A 787-nucleotide genomic window follows, 5' to 3' on the forward strand; every position below is an offset into this window, starting at 1 on the left:
ACAAGGGAAATCGGACCTTTGCCACAAAGGCATGTTACATGCAGGCAAAGTTATGGCGCTTGCAGGTGTAGAGCTGCTGGAAAATCCTGAACTGGTGGCAAAAGCTAAAGAGGAATTTGACAACAGACGGGGTGGGGAGACGTACATATGTCCGATTCCGCCTGAGGTTAAACCGTCACCTTTAAGGTAAATAAAGTCCAGCGTCAAAATGTCAAGAGCGTACATTCATCAAAACACGTTAGGAGGTATCAATATGGTGATAAAAGAAAAGATATTACCGTATATTGAAGCAAAACGGGAGATGTTGCTCAAGGTCAGTGACAGTATATGGGAATATGCAGAGACCAGATACGAAGAGTACAAATCATCTGAACTTTTGTGCAAGGTTTTAGCAGAAGAAGGTTTTGCCGTAACAAAGGGCATAGCGGACATGGAAACAGCTTTTGTAGCGAGCTACGGCAGTGGGAAACCGGTAATCGGTTTTTTGGGAGAATATGATGCTCTGTATGGATTAAGCCAGGTAGCGGGGATTGCGGAAAAAAAGCCTCTAGTAGAAGGAGGCAAAGGCCACGGATGCGGCCATAATGCTCTTGGCACCGGTGCGCTGGCAGCTGCGCTTGCCGTCAAGGAATACATGAAAGAAAACAACGTTAAGGGAACAGTGAAGTATTTCGGTTGTCCAGCCGAGGAAGGCGGTTGCGGGAAAGTATATTTAGCAAGAGCGGGCTATTTCAACGATGTTGATGCAGCCATTACATGGCATCCGTTTACTTCAAGCAATATAATG

1 protein-coding gene and 1 pseudogene are annotated in these 787 nt (G+C 45.7%); both read left to right on the plus strand.

From position 1 onward, the window contains the following. Window positions 1-190: pseudogene (locus OB236_RS19155) on the plus strand (amidohydrolase); the annotation flags it as partial. A 63-nt stretch (window positions 191-253) separates the two neighbouring features. Then, window positions 254-787 (plus strand): amidohydrolase (locus OB236_RS19160; RefSeq protein ID WP_262685441.1); only part of this gene is annotated, 534 nt, incomplete at its 3' end.

Source organism: Paenibacillus baimaensis (assembly GCF_025567575.1).